A 21270-nucleotide genomic window follows, 5' to 3' on the forward strand; every position below is an offset into this window, starting at 1 on the left:
GAACAACAAGAGGTCTCGCCATGCCCCTCCCTTATCTGCTTCCCGCCACCTCGGACTTCATCCAGCGCGCCCCGCGCATGCTGATCGGCGGCGACTGGGTCGAGTCCGCCGACGGCCAGACCATGCCCCTGCACAACCCGGCCACCGGCGAAGTGCTGTGCGTGGTGCCACGGGCCACGCCCGAGGACGTCGACCGCGCCGTGCTGGCCGCTCGTCAGGCCTTCGATGACTCGGCCTGGACCCGCACCCGCCCACGGGAGCGGCAGAACCTGTTGTGGAAACTCGCCGACCTGATGGAACGCGACGCCGAACTGCTGGCGCAACTGGAATGCCTGAACAACGGCAAAAGCGCGGCGGTGGCCCAAGTGATGGACGTGCAGCTATCCATCGATTTTCTGCGCTACATGGCCGGTTGGGCGACCAAGATCGAAGGCTCCAGCGTTGAAGTGTCGTTGCCGCTGATGCCCAATGATCAGTTCCACAGCTTCATCCGCCGCGAAGCGGTGGGCGTGGTCGGCGCCATCGTCGCCTGGAACTTCCCGCTGCTGCTGGCCTGCTGGAAACTCGGCCCGTCCCTGGCCACCGGTTGCACCGTGGTGCTCAAACCCGCCGACGAAACCCCGCTGACCGCGCTGAAACTGGCCGAACTGGTGTTGGAAGCCGGGTACCCCGAGGGCGTGTTCAACGTGGTCACCGGCACCGGCATCACCGCCGGCTCGGCGCTGACCCACAACCCCTTGGTGGACAAGCTGACCTTCACCGGCTCCACCGCCGTGGGCAAGCAGATCGGCAAGATCGCCATGGAGTCCATGACGCGTGTCACGCTTGAACTGGGCGGCAAATCACCGACCATCGTCTTGGCCGATGCCGACCTGAAAACCGCCGCAGCCGGGGCCGCCAGCGCGATTTTCTTCAATCAGGGCCAGGTGTGCTGCGCAGGGTCGCGGCTGTATGTGCAGCGCAAGCATTTCGACAATGTGGTGGCGGACATCGCCGACATCGCCAACGCCATGAAGCTCGGCAACGGGCTGGACCCGAGTGTCGAGATGGGGCCGCTGATCTCGGCACGGCAGCAGGAACGGGTGTACGGCTACATCGAGAAGGGCCGGGAAAGTGGCGCGACCATCGCCTGCGGTGGTGAGCAATTCGGGCCGGGGTTCTTCGTCAAGCCGACGGTGATTGTCGATGTCGATCAGAAGCACTCGCTGGTGCAGGAAGAGATCTTCGGCCCGGTACTGGTGGCGATTCCGTTCGATGATGAAGCGGATGCGTTGCGCATGGCCAATGACAGTCCTTATGGGCTGGGCGCGAGTATCTGGTCGAACGACCTGGCGGCGGTGCACCGGATGATCCCGCGGATCAAGTCGGGGTCGGTGTGGGTCAATTGCCACAGTGCGCTAGACCCGGCGCTGCCGTTTGGCGGGTACAAAATGTCCGGGGTTGGGCGGGAGATGGGCTATGCGGCGATTGAGCATTACACCGAGTTGAAGTCGGTGTTGATCAAGCTCTGATCGGCGGCGCCCACACGGGCGCCATCGCGAGCAGCCCAGACAACCAAAATCTCAGGGTTTGAAACCCTGTGCGAGCAACCAACCCCGAACCACCCGCCCCTGCTCCACCGTCAACCCGGCCAACGCCTGCTTGGCCGGTTCGGTCCGCAACCGCCGCACCAACGGCGCCAGTTCAACCCCTTGCACATGCCAGATCCCCAACGGCTGATCTGCCGTGATCACCACTTCGGCCTCATCGACAAAACCCTCGCGCAGCACCGGCGCTCGCTCGATTCTCAATGAGGAAAAATCTGCCTCGGCATGGGCCACTTCTGCATCTGGCCAGCACCGTCGTGCCTGCCAGAACGGCTGTTCCAGCCACCGCTGTTCATCGGCATAAAAATCCCGGCCGATCCGCGCAAAGCGCAAAAACAACTGCTCCACTCGCTGATGATGAAAGCGCTGGGCCAGTGCCGCGCGCTCCGGTTTGCGCAGCAAGGTGTTGATCACCGTGGGCGCCTGTAACGCTGAAGACAAGGACTGGAAGATGCCATTGCCCGATAGCGGATCCACCGCCATCGCGGCATCGCCGACCCGGATCCAGCGCTCACCACACACCTGCGGACTCAAAATCGCCGTGCTGCTGCGCGCATGCAGCTGAAGATCGATTTCAGCATCGACACCGAAAAACTCGCGCGCCAACGCCGAGCCCTGACGCCGTGCGCGGCAGTAATCCAGCAACGTCGCCTTGCCCGGCAATTGCGCGCTGGCCACGTCCACCGTCCACTGCCAATAACACTGACCGTCGGCCCGCCGCGCCATCCAGGCCCAGCCGTCCTCAAGGCTTTCCACCGCACTGGCGGTGCTGCCCGGCGTGCCTTGCCAGCGATTGAGCAGGCTGACCGTCTCCGGCCCGCGCCGGCCTTTGCCCAGTGCCGGCGCCTGACGCCCACGGGCTTCCACCAGAAAATCCGCAAGCAGCGCCTCGCGCCCTTCAATCTCGACCCGATGCCCCACCGCCGAGGCCTGAACGCTCAGCACCCGCCCTTCGATCAGCTCGACCCCCGCCAGACGCAGGTCTTCGCGCAAGCCTCGGTCGAAACTCGGGCGATCCAACAGAAATTCGATGTTTTGCGCATGTTGCTGACCGTTCCAAGACACCTGCCGCTGGGAAGGCAACGCCGCATCCGCCAGCGCCTGATGCAGGCCCGCGCCGCGCAAGGCTTCCAGCACCCGAAGCGAAACGCCTTCCAGTGCCGCAAACCGGCGCCACTCGCTGACCAGGGTCACCGCATAACCGAGCCGCCGCAAACCCAGTGCGACCGCCGCCCCGGCGGGACCGGCACCAAGAATCAGAATCATGCGCCGAAGCGCCGTTCAGGGCCGCGGTACCGGGCGTTCTCGCGCAGCCATTCGATGACGTGTTCGTTACTCGCGTCGGGATGGGCAACCAGGAAACCCGCAATGTGCCCGCTCAACGCCGCGCACCCAAGGCTCGCACCGGACTGTCCCGGATAGGTCCCATGCACGCATGCCGCGAAATCGGCCTGGGCACTATTGAGCCACGACCATTCATGCTCGGCGCAACGCGCATCGCCGGTGACGCGTAACACTTGGGGATAATTCGCTGGAAACACGCCTTCGCCCTGCGCCGGGCTGGAGGCACACAACAAAATGCCCCGCGCCACCGCCGCTGCGCAGGCTTCTCGCAACAGGCTGCGATCCTGGCGTAATCCAAGGCTCAAATTGATCAGCCGAACGTCCTGCGCCACCAGCCAGTCAATCGCGGTGGCGATCTGCAAGGCGCTGGTGACGCCACGCTGGTCAAACACCTGCCCCACGCAAAACACCGCCGCCGGCGCCCGTCGTCCGACGGCCTCGATCACCGCGCTGCCGTGGCCGAGCGGGTCGTCGCGCAAGTCACTTTCAGCCAGACCATCCTCCAGCAGCGAAAAACGCCGTCCGGCAATCACCTGCACCCGTTGCGCCGCCGAATGTCCGCTATCGACTACGCCAATCCTTAGCTCAGGCTTCATGCAGCACCGTTTTTGAAGTGAGCACGCCGTCGAGCAATTCGAAGCGCAAATCGGCATCGGCCAGCGTGGAAGGACGATGGCTGATCAGGATCCGAGTGCGCCCGGCAAACAGTCGGTCGATGGCCTCGATGACTTCGCGCTCGGTGGCTTCATCCACCGCCGAGGTCGCTTCGTCCAGCACCAGAATCAGCGGATCCTGCAACAACGCCCGGGCGATGGCGATGCGTTGTTTCTGCCCGCCGGACAGCTGCTGGCCGCGTTCGCCCAACGGACTGTCGAGACCTTCGGGCAACGATTCGATCAGGCTGTCGAGTTGCGCCAGCCGGGCGACTTCTGCAATCGCTTCGCGGCTGGCGTCCGGCACCGCATAAGCGAGGTTGTCGGCCAGGCTGCCGCGAAACAGCACGATGTCCTGACTGACCACGGCAATCCGCCGACGCAGCTGGAACAGGTCCAGCTCTCGCAGGTCGACCTCCCCCAACAACACTCGGCCGGATTGTGGGTCGTGGTGGCGTTGCAGCAGATCGATGAGCGTTGATTTACCGACGCCGGAGCCGCCGCTCAGGGCGACTTTCAAGCCATAGGGAATTCGCGCTTCGATGCCGCGCAAGGTCGTCGGGCGACCGGGATGGCTGAAGTGCACGTCGTCGAAACGCAACTCGCCAGAAGTAGGCATCGGCTTGGGTTCAACCGGTGTCAGCACCGTCGGTTCTTCACCGCGCAATTCCATGACCCGGCCGAGGCTGACGGTCATTCGTTGAATCGCCACGTAAAGTCCGAGCAGGCTCTGAACCGGCCCGACCGCCATCCCCAGGTACGTGGAAAACGCGATCAGCGCGCCCAGTTGCCAGGTCCCCTGCACCACCCAATAACCGCCAATCAAAAACGCACAGGCCCGGGACAATGACGTCAGCGTGCCGGGCACCGCCTGGGTGAAAAACTCGGTGACTTGCAGGCGCAGCAACTGGCTCATGTAGCCTTGACCGAGCGACTCCAGCCGCCGCGATTCGCGCTGTTGCTGGCCGGCAGACTGGATGAATTTCATCACCGGCAAGGTTTCGACCATGAACGAGGACATGTCCGCCGAACGCTCGCGCAACTGCCGCACATCGCGCTCGACCTTGCGCCGCATCCAGCGCAGCCAGAGCACATCGAGGGGAATCAGCACCAAAGCCAGCAGCGAGAGTTTCCATGACAGGGTCAGCAGCATCGCTACCGCAACCACCAGGCCAACCACGCTCGATACCGCCGAGAACAGCGAATCCACAGCGAAGCGCTGGATCTCCGCAACGTCGCCATCCAGGCGCGACATCAGATCACCGATGCGCCGCTGCCCATAGAAGCTCGGCGATAACTTCTGCAAATGCCGATAGAGGTCGTCGCGCAGCGAGAACAGAATCCGCCCGGACAGTCGCGTGTGCAGGTAGCGATTGATCCCCGACAGCGCCGTGCCGAGCAGCCCGGCGAGAATCATCAACCCGGCAATCACCACCAGCATCGGAAAGTTTTTCGCCAGCAAGCCATCGTCGATCAGCAGCTTGGTCAGCCACGGCTGCACCAGCACCAGCGACGAGGCGCAGACCGACAAACCGAGCAGCCCGGCAATCGCCAATCGATGCGGGCGCACAAAACTGTAGAGCCAACGCAACGCCGCTTGCAGGGCTTCGGGGTTCTGGCTGTCGATCAGCCGAACGATCAAGCGCTGCATCACGAACGCAACTGTTTGAGCTTGCGATACAGGGTCGCGCGGCTGATGCCCAAGGCGTCGGCGGCGGCCGAGACGTTGCCCTGATGGCTGTCCAGGGCCTGGCGGATAAGCTCCAGTTCGTTTTCGCGAATGCTGCCCGACGCCGGGCGTTCAGTGGCGGTGAGTTCGTCGAGCATGCTGTCGGGCAGGTGGTCAAGGGTGAGCACCGTGTCCCCGGGTTCGCGCATGGCCAGCGCGGTGCGCAGGACCATTTCCAGTTGGCGGATGTTGCCCGGCCAATGGTAGCCGTCGAGCAAGCGGCCCAGATCGTCATGCAGGACCATCGCCGGGGCATCAAGCTTGGCCAGCAGACGAGCAACCAAACCGCTGAAATCCTCGCGCTCGCGAAGGGCCGGGAGCATCACGCTGATGCCGTTGACCCGGTAGAACAGGTCTTCACGGAAGTGCTTTTCTTCGACCAGGCGCTTGAGGTCGCGGTGGGTGGCGCAGATCAGAGCGACGTCGATGTCTTGTTCCTCGCCCGCACCCAGCGGCGCCACTTTACGGTCCTGCAATACCCGCAGGAGACGGGCCTGCAAGGCCAGCGGCATGTCACCGATTTCGTCGAGGAACAAGGTGCCGCCGTGGGCCTGTTGCAGTCGTCCGATCATGCCGCCACGACGGGAGCCGGTGAAGGCGCCTTCGCGGTAGCCGAACAGTTCCGACTCGATCAGGCCTTCAGGGATGGCCGCGCAGTTCACCGCAACGAAAGGTTTGTCACAGCGGGTTCCGGCCATGTGCAGCGCGCGGGCGATGACTTCTTTACCGGTGCCGGTTTCACCGAGCAGCAACACCGGCAATTCATTGGCCAGCCCTTGGCGGGCCATGCGCAAGGCCCGGGCATAACGCACGTTACTGCCGGCCAGGGATTCGAGATCCGGTTGTGGCTTGGCGGCTTTCGCGGGGCTGCGCGGCGGTGTGCTGACGTTGATGGAACGTTGCGGCGCCCGCAGGGTTTGGTAGAAGAATTCGCCTTTGGCGGTCTGCAAACTGCCGACGCCACCTTGATGCAGACGGGACAGCAATTGCAGGCCATCGACACCGAGAAACTCTTCGCAACGCCGACCGACCAGGGCCGAACGCTCGGCACGCAGCAACTGACAGGCTTGCGCGCTGACCGCGAGGATCTGTCCGCCGAGACTCACCGCGAGCAGGCCCTGCCAAGGGGATTCAAGGTATTGCCGACGGCTGTGGAACGCGAGGACGATTTCGTCCGGGTAACTGGCGTTGAACACGCGGCTTTCGATCTGGCTGACAGCCATGGCCAGCAACGCGGTGCTGTCATGCACGCGGCCGAGCGGGCCTTCGCGGGTCAGGTCAAGGACGCCGAGGATGTCGCCTTGAGGGCAATGGATCGGCACCGATGTGCAGGAGAAATCGCTGAGACGGTCGAGGTAATGTTCACCGCAATCGATCATCGTTGGCCGGGCCTCCACCAGTGCGGTGCCCAATGCGTTGGTGCCGCGAGCGGCTTCACTCCAGCAGGCGCCCAGGGTGATGTCTTGCAGGCCGCTGCCCTTGAGGCGATCGGCACGACCTTCGACGGCCAGGATGGTGGCGTCGGAGTTGGCGAGGATGATCAGGCCTTCCTTGCCTTGGCGTTCAGCCAGGTAGTCTATGGCCGGTAATGCGGCGTCGATCAGCAGGCGATTGCTTGCCAACAGCACGTCGAGGCTGGCGCTCGATTCCAGCGCCAGTTCGTGCTTGGCGTTAAAATGCACGCCATGGCTGAGGCTGCGCCGCCACGACGCATCGATTTCGGCCCGCAACACGCCATCGGGGACTTCGCCCTCCAGATGGAGTTTTTCCCGTGCCAGCCGGGCTTCGCGGTGCAGCTTGGGAGAAGTTGTTTTTATTAGCGTCATCAAGCGCTCCGGATCGGTCCGCTTTGCGCCTTTTCAAGTTCAGCGCCCTGCCGCAATCTTTACGTTAACGTCAGGGCGATGGCAAGTGCCTTATGGCGCTTGTGTTTCTTCAAGTGGACTGAGTTATTGTTCTTCGCGGGCTTGCTCGCGAAGGCGATTTACCAGACACCATCAATCCTTGATTGCTTAAACGTGTGGATCGCCCGGTGCCTTCGAAGGCGACGTACCTGGCCCCAATGATCTCAGAGCTGCCACACCTCGGCATTCACAAAAAACGCCCGGGCATTGTCCTCAAGACTCTCCAGGTGATACCCGCCCTCCTGCACAATCAGACACGGCAACCCAAGGCTACGAATCCGTTCGCCCAACACCGCGAACCCTTCACGGGTCACTGCCACTTTGCTCTGCGGGTCCAGTTCGAAAATATCGAACCCCAGGGACAGCACCAGATGGCCGCCGGAGGATGGGGTGGTGGGTTTCGATATTCAGCTGTTGTGGACCCGCGAGCAGAAGATGAGTCAAGCTGAGTTATTGTTCTTCGCGGGCTTGCTCGCGAAGGCGATTTACCAGACACCATCAATCCTTGATTGCTTAAACGTGTGGATCGCCCGGTGCCTTGCTCGGCGTCGCGTATTGCGGCTTAAGGTGGCCNTCTTGATCGAGCAGCCAGGCATCCATGATTTGCCGCACCACAGGGCCTGCCACGCGGCCACCGGCCTCGCCGTTCTCAATCATCACCGAGATGACTATCTTCGGGTGCTCGGCCGGGGCGAAACCGACGAACAAGGCATTGTCGCGGTTGCGTTCCAGGGTTTTCGCCCGGTTGTAGCGCTCACCTTGCTTGATTGCCACCACCTGCGCGGTACCACTCTTGCCGGCAATCCGGTATTGGGCGCCCNGCGCGGCCGCTCGGGCAATCCCGCGAGCGTCGTGCATCACCATCTGCATGCCATGGTTGACCTGCTCCCAGTCACGCGGATCCTTGAGCAGGATGTTCGGCATAGGGTGCTCGTCCACCGGCGCTACGCCATCCACNGTCTTGGCCAAGTGCGGCCGGTTCCATACACCTTTGTTGGCGATCAACGCAGTGGCCTGCGCCAGTTGCAACGGCGTGACCTGCATGTAACCCTGGCCAATGCCGAGGATTACGGTTTCGCCCGGGAACCAGGCCTGACGNCGNGTCGCGCGCTTCCACGCCTGCGANGGCATCAAGCCGGCNGACTCTTCGAACATGTCCAGCGAGACTTTCTCGCCGAGCCCGAACATGGCCATGTAGTCGTGCAGGCGATCGATGCCCAGCTTGTGGGCCAGATCATAGAAGTAGGTGTCGTTGGAACGCATGATCGCCGCGTCCATGTCGACCCAACCATCGCCGCTGTGGTTCCAGTTACGGTATTTGTGATCAAAGTCCGGGAGCTGGTAATAACCAGGGTCGAAGACGCGGGTCTGAGGGGTGACGACGCCGGCATCGAGGCCAGCAATGGCCACCTCGGGTTTGATGGTCGAACCCGGCGCGTAAAGCCCGCGCAGTACGCGGTTGAACAGCGGCCGATCGATGGAGTCGTGCAGCGCAGCGTATTCCTTGAAGCTGATGCCGGTGACGAACAGGTTCGGGTCAAAGCTCGGCTTGCTGACCATGGCCAGCACTTCGCCGGTTTGCGGGTCAAGGGCGACGACCGAACCACGGCGATCGCCCAAGGCTTCTTCGGCGGCTTCCTGGAGTTTGACATCGAGGCTCAGGACGATGTTTTTGCCGGGGATCGGATCGGTGTGCTTGAGCACGCGTAATACGCGGCCCTGGGCATTGGTCTCGACCTCTTCATAGCCCACATGGCCGTGCAGTTCGGACTCGTAGAAGCGCTCGATGCCGGTCTTGCCAATGGATTGAGTGCCGCGGTACTCCACCGAATCGAGCGCCTTGGATTCTTTTTCATTGATCCGGCCGACNTAGCCGATCGAATGCGCGAAGTGTGCACCCAACGGGTAATGGCGGACGAACTGCGGCTCGACATCGATCCCCGGCAGACGGAACTCGTTGACCGCGAGAACCGCGATTTGCTGTTCACTGAGCTCGTAGAACAGGGTGACCGGCACGAACGGGTGGCGCGCCTGTTTCATGGCCTTGTCGAACAGTGTCCGGTCTTCGGCTGGCAAGTGCAGGAGGTTGACCACCTCATCGAGCTCCTCTTTGACATCGGAGGCGCGTTCGCGGGTGATGGTGAGGTTGAAGCTGGGACGGTTGTCAGCCAGAACCACGCCGTTTCGGTCGTAGATCAGTCCGCGTGTCGGGGTGATCGGCAGGACATGGACGCGGTTGTTTTCGGAGATTGTCGAGTGATAGTCGTACTCAACCACTTGCAGGACATACATGCGCACCACAAGTGCGCAGGAAATGGCGGCGACGAACAAGGCGCAGGCGATCAGCCGCTTGTTGACCAGGCGCGTCTCTTTTTCGTGGTCCTTGATGGGTATCGGTTGGGGCATTTCTGCAGCAGCTCTTTGACTAAAAAGGGAGCACCGATCCGTAGGCTTTTCATCAGTCCGTTAAAAAACGAGCTGCACCATACCAAAAACGGCGCGGTCACTTTAGCGCGATTTTCTAGAAGGGTTGTCCTTGAGGGCCAAAACGACAGTCGGTTTTTTCTTTGACTCGTGCGTTTTGTTCAAGATTGATATTCCGATTCATGCATTTTTCTTGTAGGTGGGCCTGTAGATACTGGGTGCATGTCATTCCATTTTGTTGTCTGGGAGTCTTTTCATGCATCCACGATTTCAACGATTACTCGGTTCGAATGGATTTTCCATCGGACTGGAACTGCCGCTGGATAACGATTGGTCCAGTGATGGACAACGGCTGCGGATTGCTCAGAATCGGCCTTTTGGTGTCCCCGATTTGAAGCAGCATGCGGCGATGGCGCGCCTGGCTGATACCGCCGGTTTTCGCGCACTTTGGGTGCGTGATGTGCCGGTTTATGACCCCAGCTTTGGCGATGCCGCACAGGTCTTTGAGGCCTTTTCTTACCTTGGGTATTTGGCCGGGATTACTGAGAACATCATGCTCGGTACGGCGGCGGTTGTGCTGCCATTGCGTCAACCTTGGCTAACGCTCAAGGCCGCCAACAGTGTCGATGAACTGAGTGACGGGCGTCTGCTCCTTGGGGTGGCCAGTGGTGACCGGCCGATGGAGTATCCGTTGTTTGGGGTGGATTACGATCAGCGCGGGGAGATCTTTCGCGATACGGTTGAGTTGATCCGCAGCCAGGGTGAAGGTCGTTTGCCTGAAGGCGCTCGCCTGTTGCCGGAGCGAGATCAGCCTATTCCACTGCTGGTTGCAGGTCTTGGTCAACAATCACCGGCCTGGATTGGTGAGCACATGGATGGTTGGCTCGCCTATCCTGGTACGCCGGATGAGCATCGACGTCGAGTGGGGCTGTGGCGGGAAGTTGGAGGCGATAAGCCCTATATCAGCTTCGTTCACCTGAACCTGTCTGCCAACCCACATGCGCCGATGCAACGTGTGCGTTTCGGGGGCAGTTGCGGACGGTTGGTGTTGATTGATGAGCTTCAGGCACTGCGTGATGCGGGTGTTCAGCATGTTGGTTTGCATCTGCGCCGTAGCGAGCGGCCGGTTGCTGAAGTGATTGAAGAGATCGCTGAATACGTTCTGCCGAAGTTTCACTAACCATGCTGTTACTAACAGGGATAGCCGCCGGGCTATCCTTTTTGTAGCGCTACTTTCCTGCGGACAAAACAAAACCCCTACCTGCATACGCAGATAGGGGTTTCGGAATTTAATCTTGACGATGACCTACTCTCACATGGGGAAACCCCACACTACCATCGGCGATGCATCGTTTCACTGCTGAGTTCGGGATGGGATCAGGTGGTTCCAATGCTCTATGGTCGTCAAGAAATTCGGTAGCCAGGTCGTTTGCCTTACGGCGCACGCTCCAGCGAATGGGTATGTGATAGATCTCGGTGTTTTGTGAGCCATTCGAACTTTCGGTTCATTTCGTCTTCACACACCGCAATCTGGTGCTCTTTCGCCTTTGGGCTCGAAGCAAGCAAATTGCTTGGGTGTTATATGGTCAAGCCTCACGGGCAATTAGTATTGGTTAGCTCAACGCCTCACAGCGCTTACACACCCAACCTATCAACGTCGTAGTCTTCGACGGCCCTTCAGGGGACTCAAGGTCCCAGTGAGATCTCATCTTGAGGCTAGTTTCCCGCTTAGATGCTTTCAGCGGTTATCTATTCCGAACATAGCTACCCGGCAATGCCACTGGCGTGACAACCGGAACACCAGAGGTTCGTCCACTCCGGTCCTCTCGTACTAGGAGCAGCCCCTCTCAAATCTCAAACGTCCACGGCAGATAGGGACCGAACTGTCTCACGACGTTCTAAACCCAGCTCGCGTACCACTTTAAATGGCGAACAGCCATACCCTTGGGACCGGCTTCAGCCCCAGGATGTGATGAGCCGACATCGAGGTGCCAAACACCGCCGTCGATATGAACTCTTGGGCGGTATCAGCCTGTTATCCCCGGAGTACCTTTTATCCGTTGAGCGATGGCCCTTCCATACAGAACCACCGGATCACTAAGACCTACTTTCGTACCTGCTCGACGTGTCTGTCTCGCAGTCAAGCGCGCTTTTGCCTTTATACTCTACGACCGATTTCCGACCGGTCTGAGCGCACCTTCGTACTCCTCCGTTACTCTTTAGGAGGAGACCGCCCCAGTCAAACTACCCACCATACACTGTCCTCGATCCGGATAACGGACCTGAGTTAGAACCTCAAAGTTGCCAGGGTGGTATTTCAAGGTTGGCTCCACGCGAACTGGCGTCCACGCTTCAAAGCCTCCCACCTATCCTACACAAGCAAATTCAAAGTCCAGTGCAAAGCTATAGTAAAGGTTCACGGGGTCTTTCCGTCTAGCCGCGGATACACTGCATCTTCACAGCGATTTCAATTTCACTGAGTCTCGGGTGGAGACAGCGCCGCCATCGTTACGCCATTCGTGCAGGTCGGAACTTACCCGACAAGGAATTTCGCTACCTTAGGACCGTTATAGTTACGGCCGCCGTTTACCGGGGCTTCGATCAAGAGCTTCGCGTTAGCTAACCCCATCAATTAACCTTCCGGCACCGGGCAGGCGTCACACCCTATACGTCCACTTTCGTGTTTGCAGAGTGCTGTGTTTTTAATAAACAGTCGCAGCGGCCTGGTATCTTCGACCGGCATGAGCTTACGGAGCAAGTCCTTCACCCTCACCGGCGCACCTTCTCCCGAAGTTACGGTGCCATTTTGCCTAGTTCCTTCACCCGAGTTCTCTCAAGCGCCTTGGTATTCTCTACCCAACCACCTGTGTCGGTTTGGGGTACGGTTCCTGGTTACCTGAAGCTTAGAAGCTTTTCTTGGAAGCATGGCATCAACCACTTCGTCATCTAAAAGATNACTCGTCATCAGCTCTCGGCCTTAGAATCCCGGATTTACCTAAGATTCCAGCCTACCACCTTAAACTTGGACAACCAACGCCAAGCTGGCCTAGCCTTCTCCGTCCCTCCATCGCAATAACCAGAAGTACAGGAATATTAACCTGTTTTCCATCGACTACGCTTTTCAGCCTCGCCTTAGGGACCGACTAACCCTGCGTCGATTAACGTTGCGCAGGAAACCTTGGTCTTTCGGCGTGGGTGTTTTTCACACCCATTGTCGTTACTCATGTCAGCATTCGCACTTCTGATACCTCCAGCAAGCTTCTCAACTCACCTTCACAGGCTTACAGAACGCTCCTCTACCGCATCACTTACGTGATACCCGTAGCTTCGGTGTATGGTTTGAGCCCCGTTACATCTTCCGCGCAGGCCGACTCGACTAGTGAGCTATTACGCTTTCTTTAAAGGGTGGCTGCTTCTAAGCCAACCTCCTAGCTGTCTAAGCCTTCCCACATCGTTTCCCACTTAACCATAACTTTGGGACCTTAGCTGACGGTCTGGGTTGTTTCCCTTTTCACGACGGACGTTAGCACCCGCCGTGTGTCTCCCATGCTCGGCACTTGTAGGTATTCGGAGTTTGCATCGGTTTGGTAAGTCGGGATGACCCCCTAGCCGAAACAGTGCTCTACCCCCTACAGTGATACATGAGGCGCTACCTAAATAGCTTTCGAGGAGAACCAGCTATCTCCGAGCTTGATTAGCCTTTCACTCCGATCCACAGGTCATCCGCTAACTTTTCAACGGTAGTCGGTTCGGTCCTCCAGTTAGTGTTACCCAACCTTCAACCTGCCCATGGATAGATCGCCCGGTTTCGGGTCTATTCCCAGCGACTAGACGCCCTATTAAGACTCGCTTTCGCTACGCCTCCCCTATTCGGTTAAGCTCGCCACTGAAAATAAGTCGCTGACCCATTATACAAAAGGTACGCAGTCACCCAACAAAGTGGGCTCCCACTGCTTGTACGCATACGGTTTCAGGATCTATTTCACTCCCCTCTCCGGGGTTCTTTTCGCCTTTCCCTCACGGTACTAGTTCACTATCGGTCAGTCAGTAGTATTTAGCCTTGGAGGATGGTCCCCCCATATTCAGACAAAGTTTCTCGTGCTCCGTCCTACTCGATTTCATGACTAAGAGATTTTCGCGTACAGGGCTATCACCCACTATGGCCGCACTTTCCAGAGCGTTCCGCTAATCTCAAAGCCACTTAAGGGCTAGTCCCCGTTCGCTCGCCACTACTAAGGGAATCTCGGTTGATTTCTTTTCCTCAGGGTACTTAGATGTTTCAGTTCCCCTGGTTCGCTCCATACACCTATGTATTCAGTGTAAGGTAACCATCTTATGATGGCTGGGTTCCCCCATTCAGACATCTCCGGATCAAAGTCTGTTTGCCGACTCCCCGAAGCTTTTCGCAGGCTACCACGTCTTTCATCGCCTCTGACTGCCAAGGCATCCACCGTATGCGCTTCTTCACTTGACCATATAACCCCAAGCAATCTGGTTATACTGTGAAGACAACATTCGCCGAAAATTCGATAATACTCAATTACGAGTAACTCACAAATTTTACCTTAGCCTGATCCGTTACCAGTGAAAGTAACGTTCAGTCTATCTTTCTATCACATACCCAAATTTTTAAAGAACGATCTAATCAAAGACTAGAAATCAATATTCACACCGGAATATTCATTTCTAAACTCTAACAGCAGAAGCAGTTATATGGTGGAGCCAAACGGGATCGAACCGTTGACCTCCTGCGTGCAAGGCAGGCGCTCTCCCAGCTGAGCTATGGCCCCATAACAAAATTGGTGGGTCTGGGCAGATTCGAACTGCCGACCTCACCCTTATCAGGGGTGCGCTCTAACCAACTGAGCTACAGACCCAATTTCGAGCGCGCAACTGTTAGCTTGGAGCTATCAGCTTGGAGCTTAAAGCTGCTTCTATCGTCTTCTTCAATGAATCAAGCAATTCGTGTGGGAACTTATGGAGCAGCTGATGTCGTCGATTAAGGAGGTGATCCAGCCGCAGGTTCCCCTACGGCTACCTTGTTACGACTTCACCCCAGTCATGAATCACACCGTGGTAACCGTCCTCCGAAGGTTAGACTAGCTACTTCTGGTGCAACCCACTCCCATGGTGTGACGGGCGGTGTGTACAAGGCCCGGGAACGTATTCACCGCGACATTCTGATTCGCGATTACTAGCGATTCCGACTTCACGCAGTCGAGTTGCAGACTGCGATCCGGACTACGATCGGTTTTGTGGGATTAGCTCCACCTCGCGGCTTGGCAACCCTCTGTACCGACCATTGTAGCACGTGTGTAGCCCAGGCCGTAAGGGCCATGATGACTTGACGTCATCCCCACCTTCCTCCGGTTTGTCACCGGCAGTCTCCTTAGAGTGCCCACCATTACGTGCTGGTAACTAAGGACAAGGGTTGCGCTCGTTACGGGACTTAACCCAACATCTCACGACACGAGCTGACGACAGCCATGCAGCACCTGTCTCAATGTTCCCGAAGGCACCAATCTATCTCTAGAAAGTTCATTGGATGTCAAGGCCTGGTAAGGTTCTTCGCGTTGCTTCGAATTAAACCACATGCTCCACCGCTTGTGCGGGCCCCCGTCAATTCATTTGAGTTTTAACCTTGCGGCCGTACTCCCCAGGCGGTCAACTTAATGCGTTAGCTGCGCCACTAAGAGCTCAAGGCTCCCAACGGCTAGTTGACATCGTTTACGGCGTGGACTACCAGGGTATCTAATCCTGTTTGCTCCCCACGCTTTCGCACCTCAGTGTCAGTATTAGTCCAGGTGGTCGCCTTCGCCACTGGTGTTCCTTCCTATATCTACGCATTTCACCGCTACACAGGAAATTCCACCACCCTCTACCATACTCTAGTCAGTCAGTTTTGAATGCAGTTCCCAGGTTGAGCCCGGGGATTTCACATCCAACTTAACAAACCACCTACGCGCGCTTTACGCCCAGTAATTCCGATTAACGCTTGCACCCTCTGTATTACCGCGGCTGCTGGCACAGAGTTAGCCGGTGCTTATTCTGTCGGTAACGTCAAAACACTAACGTATTAGGTTAATGCCCTTCCTCCCAACTTAAAGTGCTTTACAATCCGAAGACCTTCTTCACACACGCGGCATGGCTGGATCAGGCTTTCGCCCATTGTCCAATATTCCCCACTGCTGCCTCCCGTAGGAGTCTGGACCGTGTCTCAGTTCCAGTGTGACTGATCATCCTCTCAGACCAGTTACGGATCGTCGCCTTGGTGAGCCATTACCTCACCAACTAGCTAATCCGACCTAGGCTCATCTGATAGCGCAAGGCCCGAAGGTCCCCTGCTTTCTCCCGTAGGACGTATGCGGTATTAGCGTCCGTTTCCGAACGTTATCCCCCACTACCAGGCAGATTCCTAGGCATTACTCACCCGTCCGCCGCTCTCAAGAGAGNANAANTNCTCTNNCTACCGCTCGACTTGCATGTGTTAGGCCTGCCGCCAGCGTTCAATCTGAGCCATGATCAAACTCTTCAGTTCAAACATCTTTGGGTTTTTAAGAAACCCTAAACTTGGCTCAGCAATCGTTGGTTACATCTTTGATTTCTCGCGGAGTAACTTGTGATGCTGATAATCTTGTTGACTATCAGTCTGACTCCACAAGCACCCACACGAATTGCTTGATTCAGTTGTTAAAGAGCGGTTGGTTAAGATCTTTCGTCTCAACCGAGGCGCGCATTCTACAGCAGCCTCATTTGCTGTCAAGTGATTATTTTCAGAAGTTTTCGAAGATTCCTTTGCAACTTCAACCACTTGCGCTTCCGATCTCTCGTTAGCGGGAGGCGAATTCTACAGCGTTACTCGCTGCTGTCAACACCTCTTTTTCTCCGCTTTCGACCGAGAAGATCGAACCGTCAATCAAGCCAAACAACCCTGCCTGATCAACTCCTTCTGGGCTTCGATGACCTGAAGCAACTCGCTGCCGAAAACTGCGTAACTCTTTGTTTACCAAGGAGTTTTCCGTTTCGACTACGCCGGAAGTGGGGCGAATTATAGACTTCCAGAATCTGCCGTCAACCCCTGATTTGGCTTTTCTATCAGGATGTCCAAAATCATTGCTTATATATAGACGCAACCTTCGCGAATGCGCAGTATATTGCCCAATACACAGAACAACACTCTCGCTTCCCACTTCGGACTGCCACGTTATGAATGACCATCCCCGCAGCCTCGCCTCGACTCTGTTCTCGGTGGGCCTGCTAGTAATAGCCATGGCGTCGATCCAGTCCGGAGCCTCATTAGCCAAAAGCATGTTCCCGATTATCGGCGCTCAGGGAACGACCACCCTGCGGCTGCTATTCGCCAGCGTGATCATGCTGATCCTGTTGCGCCCATGGCGAGCAAAGCTCACCGCAAAGTCCTTGCGCACTGTCGTCGTCTATGGAATGGCGTTGGGCGGCATGAACTTCCTCTTCTATATGTCCTTGCGCACAGTCCCCCTGGGTATTGCCGTCGCACTGGAATTCACCGGGCCGCTGGCGGTGGCTATCTATGCCTCACGCCGCGCAATCGACTTTTTGTGGATAGCCCTGGCGGCTATCGGCTTGCTGCTATTGATACCGACAGGAGCGACAAGTGCGGGAATCGATCTGGCAGGTGCCGGTTACGCCTTGGGTGCGGGCGTGTGCTGGGCGCTGTACATCCTGTTCGGCCAGAAGGCCGGCGCCGACAATGGCGTGCAGACCGCAGCACTGGGCGTGATGATTGCCGCACTGTTCGTCGCGCCTATCGGCATCGTCCACGCCGGTGCCGCCCTGCTGACTCCGTCACTGATCCCCGTGGCCATCGGTGTTGCCCTTCTGTCCACAGCCGTGCCCTACACGCTGGAGATGATCGCGCTCACCCGAATGCCGACACGGACCTTCGGCACATTGATGAGCATTGAACCGGCAATTGGCGCGCTGTCTGGCCTGCTGTTTCTCCACGAGTACCTCACGCTGTCACAGTGGATGGCGATCATGTGCATCATTCTGGCTTCCGTCGGGGCGACCATGACCATGGGAAGTGCTGCCAAGCCTGCGGTCGCGGCGGATTGATACAGGATTTGACGCAGGTCTGGTATTTGCCGCTCATTTAGGCCATGTTTAGGCCCGCAACTCAGTGCCATAAATGGATTTTTCAGGATAGGGATATCAGAACGCTTCAAGCGAAAGCGAATGCAGCCACACCCGGGCACGAGATCCGGGAACGCTATAAGGACAGTAATGAAACGAATTTTGCTACTGATCGCCGTACTCGCAATTGCGGGCTGCGCGGCGACATCGAAAACACAAGTCAAACATGGCAAAAAAGGGCTGCATATCAACTGTTCAGGGCTTTCGTCGTCCTGGGACAAGTGCTACACCAGCGCCGCCAACTCGTGCGCACCCAAGGGTTACAAGGTCATCGCCAAATCGGGGGATACCGTGGAAGAGCCAGGTGATTATCCATTTGGTCTCAACCCTGCCGGTTATACCAGTCGAAGCATGATCGTCATCTGCAAATAGATTGATGCCGCCCGGCAATCTGGCGGCCAATCTCATCGTAACTGGACTTCAGTACGGTGCGCTGAATGTCGGGAGTGGCCAACATACGCGCCACAACCAAAGCACCGATGCATTGCGACAGAATCGCCCAGGCCAGGCTGTCGCTTTCCAGAATCCTCGCCCAACTCTCCTGCAGCCGGCAAATCCAGACTTCGGCCTCTTGGCGAATAGCGATATCTGAACGAGCAATTTCGGCCCCCAATACCGGTAATGCACAACCGGACTCCGGGTGCTCGACATGGGCCATGCTCAGATAATGCTTCAGGCAACGCTCGAGCCTGTCGCAATCCTGATCAGCACCCAATCGCTCCAGGCTCTGGCACAACTCGCGTTCGACGATCGAAGCGAACAGTTCGTCCTTCGACGAAAAGTGACTGTAGAAAGCAGCGCCACTCAATCCGATCGCCTTCATCAGCCCGTCGACGCCTACCGTGGAAAAACCGGACCTTTTGGCCGACCCCGCGCTGCTTGTCAGCAGTTTCTCTCTTGTTTCCAGCTTGTGATTAGCCGAGTAACGCATTGCCTTGCCCTCAGGATTGACTGCCTTGACGCATGCCAAATCCTAGCATAACGTTCGTTCAGTTAACGATCGTTCATCAAAGGGATCCACCCATGAATAATAAAAAGGTCGTACTGGTTGTCGGCGCCGGTGATGCAACCGGCGGCGCGATTGCCAAGCGTTTTGCACAGGAAGGTTTCATTGCCTGCGTCACTCGTCGCAGCGCGGACAAACTTCAACCCTTGGTTGATGCAATCAAGGCCAATGGCGGTGACGCCCACGGATTTGCCTGTGATGCACGCAAGGAAGAGGATGTGATTGCGCTGGTCGAGCAGATTGAGACCGAGATCGGCCCGATCGAAGCGTTTGTTTTCAACATCGGCGCCAATGTGCCGTGCAGCATTCTCGAAGAAACTGCCCGCAAGTATTTCAAGATCTGGGAGATGGCCTGTTTCTCGGGTTTTCTCAATGCCCGTGAAGTAGCCAAGCGGATGGCCAAGCGCCAACGCGGCACGATTCTGTTCACCGGGGCCACCGCTGGCTTGCGCGGTGCGGCAGGATTTGCAGCCTTCGCCGGCGCCAAGCACGGGATTCGTGCACTGGCTCAAAGCATGGCCCGCGAACTGGGGCCGATGAATATTCACGTTGCCCATGTCGTCGTCGATGGCGCCATCGATACTGACTTTATTCGCAACAGTTTTCCGGAAAAGTACGCGACCAAGGACGAGGACGGCATCCTCAACCCCGAGCACATCGCCGAGAATTATTGGTATTTGCACAGCCAGCCCCGGGACGCCTGGACTTTCGAGCTGGATCTGCGCCCCTGGAACGAACGCTGGTAAGCCCTCCTCTCCTCCCCTACAACAATAAGCAGAGCGCACCGACCATGAGCAAAACCGTGGAGTTCTTTTTCGACCTTGGCAGCCCCGCCACCTACCTGGCGTATACCCAACTGCCGAAGATCTGCGAGCAGACCGACAGCCAGCTGGTTTACAAACCCATGCTGCTAGGCGGGGTCTTCAAAGCCACCGGCAACGCTTCACCGGCAACCATCCCGGCCAAAGGTCGCTACATGTTTCAGGACCTGGACCGCTACGCCAAACGCTACAACGTGCCGCTCAAGTTCAACCCGCACTTCCCCATCAACACCTTGGTGCTGATGCGAGCCGTCACCGGCATGCAATTGCGTCATCCCGAACGCTTCCACGCATTTATCGACTGCCTGTTCCACGCACTCTGGGTCGAGGGACGCAGCCTCGATGATCCGGCGACCGTTGCCGCCGTGCTGATGCAAAACGGTTTCGATCCGAACGAAGTACTGGCCCTTACCGCCGATGAGGACGTCAAAGCCGCTCTCAAGGACAATACCGAGCAAGCGGTCCAGCGCGGTGTGTTCGGTGCACCGAGCATGTTTGTCGGCGATCAGTTGTACTTCGGCCAGGATCGACTGGACTTCGTCCTTGAGGCCCTGCGTTAAATCTCGACGACCAAACGACCTTGAGCCGATCCAGCAGCGAGCAGTTCATAGGCGGCCTCGGCGGTTTGCAATGTGAACTGCCGCGGATCGAGCAACGGCTTCAACTTACCGGCCTCAATCAACTGCGCAGCTTCCCGAAGGATCTGCCCGTGATGCTCGCCTCCCTTGCCAGTCAATAAAGGCAACAAGGTAAACACCCCGGAGTAGGTCGCGGCCCGAAACGATAACGGCGCCAGACTGTGCTGCCCCCATCCGAGGCAGCTCACCACATGCCCCTCGTAGACCCGAGCGGCCTTGAAGGAAGCATCCAGCGTTTCCCCGCCCACCGTGTCATAGACGATATCGAACCCCTCTCCCCCCGTGTACTCCGACACATAGTCCTCGACCGAAGACTTGCGGTAATCGATGAACGTCGCACCGAAACTTTCGATGATCGCCTGTTGCCCTGCCGAGCCAGTGGCGAACACTTCGGCACCGAAAGCCCGGGCTATTTGTACAGCCACATGCCCGACACCACCGGCACCGCCATGAATCAGCACTTTATGACCTGCACGCACCCGAGCCCGGTCCACCAATCCCTCCCACGCCGTGATGAGTACTAAAGGCAACCCTGCGGCCTCGCGCATACTCAGATTGTCCGGCTTGTGCGCCAGCAGACGCGCATCGACTGCTGCGAACTGCGCAAGCGAACCTTGCGCACCGCCGATTCCGGTCGCCATCGCGTAGACCTCATCACCCGGCAGCCATCCGCTGACACCCTCTCCCAACGCCTCAATCGTCCCTGCCAGATCCATGCCCAGCACCGCCGGCAATGGCTGACGCGCATGAGCCGCCTGACCCGAACGAATTTTTCCATCCAACGGATTCACTCCACTGGCGTTGATCCTGACCAACACCTGACCCGGCCCTGGTGCAGGCCGTGGAATGGAAAGCAAGCGTAAGGGCCCGTTGGCCACATCAACAATCAGAGCACGCATTTCAAGTGAGTCGGTCATTTCGCAAATTCCTGTCAGAGGTGGCTGTAGGACCGATCTTCCTCTCACTCACTCATGCCGATAAGACGCTGTATCG

General features: G+C 57.8%; 13 protein-coding genes, 2 tRNA genes, 3 rRNA genes and 1 pseudogene. 6 read left to right on the top strand and 13 right to left on the bottom strand.

From position 1 onward, the window contains the following. Positions 1-20: 20 nt before the first annotated feature. Positions 21-1511, top strand: a complete 1491-nt coding sequence (locus tag B7L09_RS06830; protein ID WP_094468273.1) for an aldehyde dehydrogenase family protein — start codon at positions 21-23, stop codon at positions 1509-1511. 51 nt (positions 1512-1562) lie between these two features. On the opposite strand, the gene qhpG is transcribed toward B7L09_RS06830, so the two are convergent. From qhpG to mrdA, 6 genes and pseudogenes are all read right to left on the bottom strand, one after another. After that, positions 1563-2852, bottom strand: a complete 1290-nt coding sequence (gene qhpG / locus B7L09_RS06835) for a flavin-dependent monooxygenase QhpG (protein WP_094468274.1) — start codon at positions 2850-2852, stop codon at positions 1563-1565. After that, the gene (qhpE, locus tag B7L09_RS06840; protein WP_094468275.1) at positions 2849-3526 is read right to left on the bottom strand and encodes a subtilisin-like serine protease QhpE; all 678 of its coding nucleotides are present in this window, start codon (positions 3524-3526) and stop codon (positions 2849-2851) included. Before qhpE ends, qhpG begins: the two co-directional genes overlap by 4 nt. Further along, positions 3516-5234, bottom strand: a complete 1719-nt coding sequence (locus B7L09_RS06845) for an ABC transporter ATP-binding protein (protein WP_094468276.1) — start codon at positions 5232-5234, stop codon at positions 3516-3518. Before B7L09_RS06845 ends, qhpE begins: the two co-directional genes overlap by 11 nt. Then, the gene (locus tag B7L09_RS06850) at positions 5234-7138 is read right to left on the bottom strand and encodes a sigma-54-dependent Fis family transcriptional regulator (RefSeq protein WP_094468277.1); all 1905 of its coding nucleotides are present in this window, start codon (positions 7136-7138) and stop codon (positions 5234-5236) included. Before B7L09_RS06850 ends, B7L09_RS06845 begins: the two co-directional genes overlap by 1 nt. Before the next feature lie 242 nt (positions 7139-7380). Beyond that, a pseudogene (locus B7L09_RS06855) lies at positions 7381-7587 on the bottom strand (histone deacetylase family protein); the annotation flags it as partial. A gap of 142 nt (positions 7588-7729) precedes the next feature. Beyond that, positions 7730-9622: a penicillin-binding protein 2 gene (gene mrdA, locus B7L09_RS06860; RefSeq protein WP_094468278.1), complete on the bottom strand. Its 1893-nt coding sequence runs from the start codon at positions 9620-9622 to the stop codon at positions 7730-7732. 274 nt (positions 9623-9896) lie between these two features. On the opposite strand from mrdA, the gene B7L09_RS06865 reads away from it, so the two are divergent. Continuing rightward, positions 9897-10820 carry a TIGR03571 family LLM class oxidoreductase gene (locus B7L09_RS06865; protein WP_094468279.1) on the top strand — a complete coding sequence of 308 codons (924 nt, stop codon included), beginning with the start codon at positions 9897-9899 and terminating at the stop codon, positions 10818-10820. Positions 10821-10933: 113 nt separating this feature from the next. Here the strand turns inward: B7L09_RS06865 and rrf are convergent. From rrf to B7L09_RS06890, 5 genes are all read right to left on the bottom strand, one after another. Next, positions 10934-11049 (bottom strand): 5S ribosomal RNA (rrf, locus tag B7L09_RS06870). Positions 11050-11222: 173 nt separating this feature from the next. Next, positions 11223-14114, bottom strand: a 23S ribosomal RNA gene (locus B7L09_RS06875). Between the two features lie 240 nt (positions 14115-14354). Further along, positions 14355-14430, bottom strand: a tRNA-Ala gene (locus B7L09_RS06880). A gap of 10 nt (positions 14431-14440) precedes the next feature. Continuing rightward, positions 14441-14517, bottom strand: a tRNA-Ile gene (locus B7L09_RS06885). 123 nt (positions 14518-14640) lie between these two features. Then, positions 14641-16178: ribosomal RNA gene (locus tag B7L09_RS06890) — 16S ribosomal RNA — on the bottom strand. The 16S, 23S and 5S rRNA genes sit together here with 2 tRNA genes alongside, the layout of an rRNA operon. Positions 16179-16846: 668 nt before the next feature. Here B7L09_RS06890 and rhtA point away from each other — a divergent pair. Both rhtA and B7L09_RS06905 read left to right on the top strand, forming a co-directional pair. After that, positions 16847-17734 (top strand): threonine/homoserine exporter RhtA, encoded by an 888-nt coding sequence (gene rhtA, locus B7L09_RS06900; RefSeq protein ID WP_094468280.1) that lies wholly within the window; start codon positions 16847-16849, stop codon positions 17732-17734. 168 nt (positions 17735-17902) lie between these two features. Beyond that, on the top strand, positions 17903-18184 hold the full coding sequence (locus B7L09_RS06905) for a hypothetical protein (RefSeq protein ID WP_094468281.1): 282 nt from the start codon (positions 17903-17905) through the stop codon (positions 18182-18184). Here B7L09_RS06905 and B7L09_RS06910 read toward each other — a convergent pair. After that, positions 18171-18743 (bottom strand): TetR/AcrR family transcriptional regulator, encoded by a 573-nt coding sequence (locus B7L09_RS06910; RefSeq protein WP_094468282.1) that lies wholly within the window; start codon positions 18741-18743, stop codon positions 18171-18173. The genes B7L09_RS06905 and B7L09_RS06910 overlap by 14 nt on opposite strands. A gap of 92 nt (positions 18744-18835) precedes the next feature. Here B7L09_RS06910 and B7L09_RS06915 point away from each other — a divergent pair, with 92 nt between their 5' ends. Both B7L09_RS06915 and B7L09_RS06920 read left to right on the top strand, forming a co-directional pair. Next, positions 18836-19564 carry an SDR family oxidoreductase gene (locus B7L09_RS06915; protein WP_094468283.1) on the top strand — a complete coding sequence of 243 codons (729 nt, stop codon included), beginning with the start codon at positions 18836-18838 and terminating at the stop codon, positions 19562-19564. A gap of 44 nt (positions 19565-19608) precedes the next feature. Further along, positions 19609-20199, top strand: coding sequence for a 2-hydroxychromene-2-carboxylate isomerase (locus tag B7L09_RS06920; protein WP_094468284.1), 591 nt, complete (start codon positions 19609-19611; stop codon positions 20197-20199). Here B7L09_RS06920 and B7L09_RS06925 read toward each other — a convergent pair. Beyond that, a complete protein-coding gene (locus B7L09_RS06925) occupies positions 20196-21194 on the bottom strand; it encodes a zinc-dependent alcohol dehydrogenase family protein (protein ID WP_094468285.1) in 999 nt (332 codons plus the stop codon). The two genes, B7L09_RS06920 and B7L09_RS06925, sit on opposite strands and share 4 nt — an antisense overlap. Positions 21195-21270: the final 76 nt, after the last annotated feature.

This window comes from Pseudomonas mandelii, assembly GCF_002251635.1.
GTDB classification, from domain to species: domain Bacteria; phylum Pseudomonadota; class Gammaproteobacteria; order Pseudomonadales; family Pseudomonadaceae; genus Aquipseudomonas; species Aquipseudomonas mandelii_B.

Excerpts from the sequence above, each read along its gene's own strand:
- B7L09_RS06830 (WP_094468273.1), top strand. The coding sequence starts at position 21 with ATGCCCCTCCCTTATCTGCTTCCCGCCACCTCGGACTTCATCCAGCGC.
- qhpG (WP_094468274.1), bottom strand. The coding sequence starts at position 2,852 with ATGATTCTGATTCTTGGTGCCGGTCCCGCCGGGGCGGCGGTCGCACTG.
- qhpE (WP_094468275.1), bottom strand. The coding sequence starts at position 3,526 with ATGAAGCCTGAGCTAAGGATTGGCGTAGTCGATAGCGGACATTCGGCG.
- B7L09_RS06845 (WP_094468276.1), bottom strand. The coding sequence starts at position 5,234 with ATGCAGCGCTTGATCGTTCGGCTGATCGACAGCCAGAACCCCGAAGCC.
- B7L09_RS06850 (WP_094468277.1), bottom strand. The coding sequence starts at position 7,138 with ATGACGCTAATAAAAACAACTTCTCCCAAGCTGCACCGCGAAGCCCGG.
- B7L09_RS06865 (WP_094468279.1), top strand. The coding sequence starts at position 9,897 with ATGCATCCACGATTTCAACGATTACTCGGTTCGAATGGATTTTCCATC.
- rhtA (WP_094468280.1), top strand. The coding sequence starts at position 16,847 with ATGAATGACCATCCCCGCAGCCTCGCCTCGACTCTGTTCTCGGTGGGC.
- B7L09_RS06905 (WP_094468281.1), top strand. The coding sequence starts at position 17,903 with ATGAAACGAATTTTGCTACTGATCGCCGTACTCGCAATTGCGGGCTGC.
- B7L09_RS06910 (WP_094468282.1), bottom strand. The coding sequence starts at position 18,743 with ATGCGTTACTCGGCTAATCACAAGCTGGAAACAAGAGAGAAACTGCTG.
- B7L09_RS06915 (WP_094468283.1), top strand. The coding sequence starts at position 18,836 with ATGAATAATAAAAAGGTCGTACTGGTTGTCGGCGCCGGTGATGCAACC.
- B7L09_RS06920 (WP_094468284.1), top strand. The coding sequence starts at position 19,609 with ATGAGCAAAACCGTGGAGTTCTTTTTCGACCTTGGCAGCCCCGCCACC.
- B7L09_RS06925 (WP_094468285.1), bottom strand. The coding sequence starts at position 21,194 with ATGACCGACTCACTTGAAATGCGTGCTCTGATTGTTGATGTGGCCAAC.